This window comes from Pseudomonas sp. SCB32 (assembly GCF_009189165.1).
In the GTDB taxonomy this organism is placed as follows: domain Bacteria; phylum Pseudomonadota; class Gammaproteobacteria; order Pseudomonadales; family Pseudomonadaceae; genus Pseudomonas.
Map to the genome: position 1 here is coordinate 6303604 of NZ_CP045118.1, position 7638 is coordinate 6311241.

The following is a 7638-nucleotide window of genomic DNA, read 5'->3' on the forward strand; positions in this document are numbered from 1 at the left end:
TCCCCGTCATGCAGTGCGGCGCAGTATCAGCAGATGGCGCTGGCCTTGGCAACCCGGCACCGCCAGAGCGTATTCGGCTTCGACCCGGAAATCTTCCGGGAGTGCCGCGAGCTCCTCGCTGGGGTGTACGCCTTTCATGGCCAGCCAATTGGTGCGGTCGTCGCCGAGGTGGCGCGTCCAGTTCGTGAAGTCTTCGAGGCTACTGAAAGCCCGTGAGACGATGCCGTTGAACGGCTGTTCGGGTTGGAAGGCCTCCACCCGGCTGTGGATAACCTGGAGGTTGTCCAGCTTGAGCTCCAGCTTCACCTGGGTTAGGAAGCGGGTCTTCTTGCCGTTGCTGTCCAGCAGGGTCAGGGACTTGCCGGGGAACAGGATGGCCAGCGGGATGCCGGGCATGCCGCCGCCGCTGCCGACGTCCAGCCAGCGGTCACCGCCGGCGGCTTCGAACCGGGCGACGATGCTCAGGCTGTCGAGCAGGTGGCGCGAGACCATCTCATCCACATCGCGCACGGCGGTGAGGTTGTAGGCCTTGTTCCACTTGGCCAGCAGGGCCAGGTAATCCAGCAGGCGCTGCTGGGAAGCCGTGTCGATGTTCAGGCCGAGCGATTCGATGCCACGCGCGAGTTCATCGGCGTGGCGGGCAGTGACCAGGGACATCAGGCGCTCTGCTCCAGCTGACGGCCGGAAGAGCGCTTCTTCAGATGGATCAGCAGCAGGGAGATGGCTGCCGGGGTCACGCCCGGAATGCGGCCGGCCTGACCGAGTGTCTCCGGTCGGGCGTTACCCAGCTTGAGCTGGATCTCCTTGGAGAGACCGGAGATGGTCTGGTAGTCGATATCCACAGGCAGCTGGGTGTCTTCGCTGGCGCGCAGGCGGGCGATCTCTTCCTGCTGACGGTCGATGTACCCGGCGTACTTGGTACGGATCTCCACCTGTTCGGCGACCTGCGGGTCTTCCGCGCTGACGCCGGTCACTTCGGCGAGGCTGGCATAGTCGATTTCAGGACGGGCCAGCAGGTTCAGCAGGTTGTATTCATGGGCCAGCGGAGTGCCAAAGCGCTCAGCGATGGCATCACCCTGGGGAGTATTGGGGCGAACCCAGGTGGCCTTCAGGCGCTGTTCTTCCTGCTCGATGCCTTCGCGCTTGGCTTCGAAGACCGCCCAGCGCTCATCGTCGATCAGACCCAGCTCGCGGCCTTTCTCGGTCAGGCGCAGGTCCGCGTTGTCTTCGCGCAGGATCAGCCGGTATTCGGCGCGCGATGTGAACATGCGGTACGGCTCCTGGGTGCCGAGGGTGATCAAGTCGTCGACCAGTACGCCGATGTAGGCCTCGTCGCGGCGCGGGCACCAGCTGTCGCGGCCTTGCGAACGCAGCGCGGCGTTGGTGCCAGCGAGCAGTCCCTGGGCGCCGGCTTCTTCGTAGCCGGTGGTGCCATTGATCTGGCCAGCGAAGAACAGACCACCGATGACCTTGGTTTCCAGGCTGTATTTCAGATCGCGCGGATCGAAGTAGTCGTACTCGATGGCGTAGCCCGGGCGCACGATGTGTGCGTTTTCCATGCCACGGATCGAACGGACGATGTCCAGCTGGACATCGAAGGGCAGCGAAGTGGAGATGCCGTTAGGGTACAGCTCATGGGTAGTCAGGCCCTCGGGCTCGAGGAAGACCTGATGGCTGTCCTTGTCGGCGAAGCGATGGATCTTGTCTTCGATCGACGGGCAGTAGCGCGGACCGACCCCTTCGATGACGCCGGAGTACATGGGCGAGCGATCGAGGTTGGACGCGATGATCTCGTGGGTACGCGAATTGGTATGCGTGATCCAGCAGCTGACCTGGCGCGGATGCATCTCCTTGGAACCCAGGAATGACATTACCGGGATCGGGGTATCGCCCGGCTGCTCGGTCATCACACTGAAATCGACACTGCGACCGTCGATGCGCGGCGGAGTACCGGTCTTCAGGCGACCGACACGCAGTGGCAGTTCGCGCAGGCGCTTGGCCAAAGCGATGGACGGTGGATCACCAGCACGGCCGCCGGAGTAATTCTGCAGTCCGATGTGGATAAGTCCGCCGAGGAAAGTACCGGCGGTGAGTACGACATTATCCGCATGGAATTTCAGACCCATCTGGGTCACTACGCCGCGTACCTGGTCCTGCTCGACGATCAGGTCGTCGCAGGACTGCTGGAATATCCACAGGTTCGGCTGGTTTTCCAGTATTTCGCGTACCGCGGCCTTGTAGAGGATGCGGTCAGCCTGTGCACGTGTGGCACGTACGGCTGGGCCTTTGCGGCTATTCAGGACGCGGAACTGGATACCGCCTTTGTCAGTCGCCAGCGCCATGGCGCCGCCCAGTGCATCGATTTCCTTTACCAGATGGCTTTTGCCGATCCCACCAATGGCGGGGTTGCAGCTCATCTGGCCAAGGGTTTCCACATTGTGAGTGAGCAGCAGCGTCTTCACGCCCATGCGTGCAGCCGCGAGCGCGGCCTCAGTGCCGGCATGGCCGCCGCCGATCACGATCACGTCAAAACGGGAAGGGAAATCCACCACGCACCTCGTGCCTGTTGATCAAGGAGAAATAAGAGAGCCGGACAGTATAGGGCTTAAGGGCTTTCGATTGAAGGCACCTGAACAAAAAATAGCCAATTGGTACTGTGGGCTTCTATAGAAAATAAAAGAAAGGAACTTTTTTAAATCTTTTTAGAGCTTGTGTTTATGTATGGTGAAGCCGTTTTCTGTGGATAACCATCTGCAGCCCTTGCTTCATCGTTGTTTCAGGGCATAACAACCCTGTGTCGATGCTGTCAGGCGACGGGGGATCTCCGGTATTCAACCTGTGGATTAAGTATAGTGTTATCAACAAGTGGATTTATCAACAGCTCGGGACAGGTGTTGTCAACGTAGCTGTACGTGACTTTTCCACAGGGTTCACGGAAGGCTGTGAAATACCCTTCTGGCGGTCTGAAAGCCAGGTGTGGCGCGGGTTTAGTCGTTAGGGCTGTGGATATAGATTTTTCCGAGAAGTGTTCAGGCAGGACTAGGCGCGGCGACGGAATGATTCCGTCACCGGTGGGGAAAAGCTGCGTTGTGGATTACTTGCCGATGCAGAAGCTGGAGAAGATGCGTCCCAGCAGATCGTCCGGAGTGAAAGCGCCAGTGATTTCGCCCAAGGCCTGCTGGGCCTGACGCAGATCCTCGGCCAGCAGCTCGCCGGCGCCGCTCAGGGTGAGCTGGGCGCGGCCATGCTCAAGGTTGTCTCCGGCCTGGCGCAGGGCTTCCAGATGGCGCCTGCGGGCGCTGAAGCTACTTTCGGCGGTCTGTTCGAAGCCCATGCAGGCCTTCAGGTGCTCGCGCAGGAGATCCAGGCCGTTGCCCGAGTGGGCAGACAGCGTGATCGTGACGTGGCCGTCCGCGCTTTCTTCAAGGCCGATGACTTCTGTGGATAAATCCGCCTTGTTACGGATCAGGGTGACGTGTGCCGGGTCCGGGCGGCTGTCCAGGAACTCCGGCCAAAGGGCAAAGGGATCGCTGGCCTCCGGTGCTGTGGAATCCACCACCAGGAGCACGCGGTCAGCCTCGTTGATGGCCTTCAGAGCGCGCTCCACGCCGATCTTTTCCACATGGTCATCGGTACTGCGCAGACCAGCGGTGTCGATGATGTGCAACGGCATGCCGTCGATGTGGATATGTTCGCGCAGGATGTCGCGGGTAGTGCCGGCGATATCGGTGACGATGGCTGCTTCACGGCCCGCCAGGGCGTTCAGCAGGCTGGATTTGCCGGCATTGGGGCGACCGGCGATGACTACGGTCATCCCGTCGCGCAGCAGCGCGCCCTGGCCGGCTTCGCGCAGTACGGCGGCCAGCTCGGCGCGCACTGCGTCGAGTTGCGAGAGGACGTGGCCATCGGCGAGGAAATCGATCTCCTCTTCGGGGAAGTCGATGGCGGCTTCGACGTACATGCGCAGCTGGATCAACTGGTCGGTGAGATGGTGCACTCGACGTGAGAACTCACCCTGCAGCGAACGCACCGCATTGCGTGCAGCCTGGGCCGAACTGGCTTCGATCAGGTCGGCGATGGCCTCTGCCTGGGCCAGGTCGAGTTTGTCGTTGAGGAAGGCGCGCTCGCTGAACTCGCCAGGGCGTGCCTGCCGTGCACCCAGCTCCATGCAGCGCTGCAGGAGCATGTCCATCACCACGGGCCCGCCGTGGCCTTGCAGCTCTAGTACATCTTCGCCAGTGAATGAATTGGGGCCGGGGAAATACAGCAGCAGGCCTTCGTCGATGACATCGCCATCGTCGGCATGGAAAGGCACGTAATGTGCGTAACGGGGTTGTGGCTCGCGACCGCTGAGCGTGATGGCCATGGCGCGGGCGCGAGGGCCGGAGACGCGGACGATGCCGACGCCGCCACGGCCCTGGGCGGTGGCAACGGCGGCGATGGTTTCACGGGCTGCATTCATGTCGGCGGTCTCGCGGCGTTCTCAGGACAAAGAGGGCACAGGGCAAAACTATCCACATAGCAAAACGCCCCACGAGGGGGCGTTTTGGCTATGGGCGGGAGGGGTGATCAGGCAGAGGCCTTTTTCGCCGAACCCTCGATCTGACGGGTAATGTACCACTGCTGTGCGATGGACAGGCAGTTGTTCACAACCCAGTACAGGACCAGACCGGCCGGGAACCACAGGAAGAAGAAGGTGAAGATGATCGGCATCAGCTTCATCACCTTGGCCTGCATGGGGTCCGGCGGCGTCGGGTTGAGCATCTGCTGAACCAGCATGGTGGCACCCATGATGATCGGCAGGATGAAGAACGGATCCTTCACCGACAGGTCGACGATCCAGCCCAGCCACGGAGCCTGGCGCATCTCGACGCTTTCCAGCAGTACCCAGTACAGGGACAGGAAGACTGGCATCTGCACCAGGATCGGCAGGCAGCCGCCCAGCGGATTGATCTTCTCCTTCTTGTACAGCTCCATCATCGCCTGGGACATCTTCTGGCGATCGTCACCATGCTGCTCTTTCAGAGCCTGCATCTTCGGCGACACGGCGCGCATGCGCGCCATGGAGCGGTAGCTGGCGGCGGACAGCGGGAAGAAGGCCATCTTGATGACGATGGTCAGCAGGATGATCGACCAGCCCCAGTTACCCACCAGGTTGTGGATATGTTGCAGCAGCCAGAAGATCGGCTGGGCGATGAACCACAGCGGACCGTAGTCGACGGTCAGCTCCAGACCCTTGGACAGTTCGCCCAGGTAGGTTTGCAGCTTGGGGCCCGCATACAGGGTCATGCTGGTTTCGCCCTTGGCGCCCGGCGCGACGGAGATGTTCGGACCGGTGAAACCGACGATGTAGTTGCCCTGGGCGTCCTTGCGGGTCATCACGGCGTGGGTATCGCCCTTGGCGGGTACCCAGGCGGTGACGAAGTAGTGCTGCAGCCAGGCGACCCAGCCGCCCTGGACGGTTTCCTTGAACTGCTCCTTGTCCATGTCCTTCATGGACACTTTCACGTAGGGCTTTTCAGGGGTCCAGACCGCGGCGCCGAGGTAGGTCGATACGCCGGTGGCGGTGGTGGAGGACGGGTCGACGCTGGCGTCACGCTTGAGCTGGGCGAACAGCGAGGCCGTCCACGGCTTGCCGCTCTGGTTGTCGATCAGGTAGCTCACGCCGACCTGATAGGCGGTGGGGTTGATGCACTCGAGCTTCTTCTGGGCCTTTTCCTTCTCGCTGCAGTCGCCTTTCAGACCGCGATGGAAGGTGAAGCGCTTGATGTAGCTGACGCCATCCTGTGCATAAGTCAGGTCGACGACCATCTGGTCCTGGCCATCGGCCAGTTCATAGACGGGCTTGGCCGAAGCGTAGAGCGGACGACCGCTGGCGGCGGCATCCGGACCGTTGGCGCCAGTCAGGCCGCTCTGGGCCAGGTAGGTGCGCTGTTGGTCACGTTCGAACAGCGGGAACGGCACATCCGGACGGTCCTGGCGCAGCGGGTACTGGGTCAGGCCCAGTTTCACTACGTCGCCGCCGCGCGGATCGATGGCCACGTCCAGAACGTCGGTTTTCACGCGGATCAGCTGCTCGCTGACGGCCGCCGGCTTCTGTTCGGTGGGCAGGCTCGCCTGGGCATTCTGAGCGGTCGGTACGTCGGCATTGGCCGCGCCGCCGGCAGGCACGGAGGTATCCGGCAGGCCTTCGTTCTGGTTGAAGGTCGCGGTCTGCGCTGGCAGTTCAGGCTGGCCGTAGTCCTTGTTCCACTGGAGGACCAGCGCGTAGGACACGATTGCCAGGGCGACGAATAGGATTGAACGTTTGATGTCCATGATTACTCGGCCGTCGAGGAAGGGGCGGTCTTGGATGGGGCTGGCGGTACCGGATCATAGCCACCGGGGTGCCAGGGGTGGCAGCGGCCGAGGCGACGAGCGGCCAGCCAGCCACCACGCAGGAAGCCATGGGTTTCGATGGCTTCCTGCGCGTAGCAGGAACAGCTGGGATAGAAACGACAGTGCATGCCCATCATGGGACTGATGGCGTAGCGGTAAAACTGGATCGGTAACAAAGCCAGTCTACGCATGGGAACTGTCGGCCACTCCCGGAGATTCTGTCGTGGGTTCCGGGCTGGGCCGATTGCGCAACAGGCGCTTCCAGAGCTTGCCGAACTGCTGGTGCAGTTCTTCGTTCTCCAGATCGCCGAGGCCCTTGCGCGCGATGACCACGATATCCAGACCAGCCAGCTTTTGCTGGTTGTGGCGGAAGGATTCGCGGAGAAGGCGTTTGAGGCGATTGCGCTCGACGGCGAGCTTGACGTTCTTCTTGCCGATCACCAGGCCGAGGCGGGGGTGATCGAGACCGTTTTCGCGCGCCAGCAGCAGGATGTGCTTGCCGGGAACCTTGGAGGTGGGGGAGTCGAAGACCGCTGTGAATTGCCGGGCCGTCAGAAGACGCTTATCCCGGTCGAAGCCTTGACTCACCACCTGTGTCGGACAAATCAGACGGTCAGACGCTTACGGCCCTTGGCGCGACGACGCGACAGAACCTGACGACCGTTCTTGGTGGCCATGCGAGCGCGGAAACCGTGAACGCGAGCGCGCTTGAGAGTGCTGGGTTGGAAAGTACGTTTCATGATTCGGTACCTGGGTTGACGACTTGAGGTCGTAGTGACCCCGTTTAAAGAGACCGGCGATTCTAGTGAAATCGAGCGGTCAGGTCAATTTCCAACCAACACCGGATACAAATTGAATTAAGAAAAGGCGAAATTCTTTTTTGAAAGATTGAAGATGTGGTTATGACTGTGGAAGGGGATGGCTGTGCATAAGTCGCTGCAACCCGCTGGTCATATGGCTCCTGAGGAATGACAACTCTGTCCGGAACGGGTGGGTGGCTTGTGTTCGGGCGGTTGGAAAGCTGGGGACAGATCAGGGCTTTTTCCACAGCCATTTTTTCCACAGGCTCATCACCAGGCTCATCCCCTGCATCATTCAGCTGTTATCCACAAGGCTCAGGGCGCGCTTACCCGACAATCGGCATATTCATTAACATCTTGATTTTGCTTGTGTCCGCAGCCGTTTATCATGTGGATAAGTTGTTCGCACACGGCTACAATATCGACCTATTTCGCTTTGCGACTTCTTTGGGGGATATCC

Annotated in this window: 7 protein-coding genes; all 7 read right to left on the reverse strand. The window is 60.9% G+C overall.

What is annotated here, in order from left to right:
• Positions 1–6: 6 nt before the first annotated feature.
• Positions 7–657, reverse strand: coding sequence for a 16S rRNA (guanine(527)-N(7))-methyltransferase RsmG (gene rsmG, locus GA645_RS28690; RefSeq protein WP_152227823.1), 651 nt, complete (start codon positions 655–657; stop codon positions 7–9).
• Entirely contained in the window at positions 657–2549 is a 1893-nt protein-coding gene (mnmG, locus tag GA645_RS28695) for a tRNA uridine-5-carboxymethylaminomethyl(34) synthesis enzyme MnmG (protein ID WP_152227824.1), read from the reverse strand. The genes rsmG and mnmG overlap by 1 nt, the downstream gene beginning before the upstream one ends.
• Positions 2550–3094: 545 nt before the next feature.
• Positions 3095–4462 carry a tRNA uridine-5-carboxymethylaminomethyl(34) synthesis GTPase MnmE gene (mnmE, locus tag GA645_RS28700; RefSeq protein WP_152227826.1) on the reverse strand — a complete coding sequence of 456 codons (1368 nt, stop codon included), beginning with the start codon at positions 4460–4462 and terminating at the stop codon, positions 3095–3097.
• Positions 4463–4569: 107 nt separating this feature from the next.
• Positions 4570–6318 carry a membrane protein insertase YidC gene (gene yidC, locus GA645_RS28705; RefSeq protein WP_152227828.1) on the reverse strand — a complete coding sequence of 583 codons (1749 nt, stop codon included), beginning with the start codon at positions 6316–6318 and terminating at the stop codon, positions 4570–4572.
• Between the two features lie 2 nt (positions 6319–6320).
• The gene (yidD, locus tag GA645_RS28710; protein WP_152227830.1) at positions 6321–6569 is read right to left on the reverse strand and encodes a membrane protein insertion efficiency factor YidD; all 249 of its coding nucleotides are present in this window, start codon (positions 6567–6569) and stop codon (positions 6321–6323) included.
• Positions 6562–6969, reverse strand: coding sequence for a ribonuclease P protein component (rnpA, locus tag GA645_RS28715; RefSeq protein ID WP_152227832.1), 408 nt, complete (start codon positions 6967–6969; stop codon positions 6562–6564). Before rnpA ends, yidD begins: the two co-directional genes overlap by 8 nt.
• A 14-nt stretch (positions 6970–6983) precedes the next feature.
• Entirely contained in the window at positions 6984–7118 is a 135-nt protein-coding gene (rpmH, locus tag GA645_RS28720) for a 50S ribosomal protein L34 (protein ID WP_003100258.1), read from the reverse strand.
• Between the last annotated feature and the right edge of the window lie 520 nt (positions 7119–7638).

Coding starts and splice junctions, on each gene's coding strand:
- rsmG (WP_152227823.1), bottom strand. CDS start 657: ATGTCCCTGGTCACTGCCCGCCACGCCGATGAACTCGCGCGTGGCATC.
- mnmE (WP_152227826.1), bottom strand. CDS start 4,462: ATGAATGCAGCCCGTGAAACCATCGCCGCCGTTGCCACCGCCCAGGGC.
- yidC (WP_152227828.1), bottom strand. CDS start 6,318: ATGGACATCAAACGTTCAATCCTATTCGTCGCCCTGGCAATCGTGTCC.
- yidD (WP_152227830.1), bottom strand. CDS start 6,569: ATGCGTAGACTGGCTTTGTTACCGATCCAGTTTTACCGCTACGCCATC.
- rpmH (WP_003100258.1), bottom strand. CDS start 7,118: ATGAAACGTACTTTCCAACCCAGCACTCTCAAGCGCGCTCGCGTTCAC.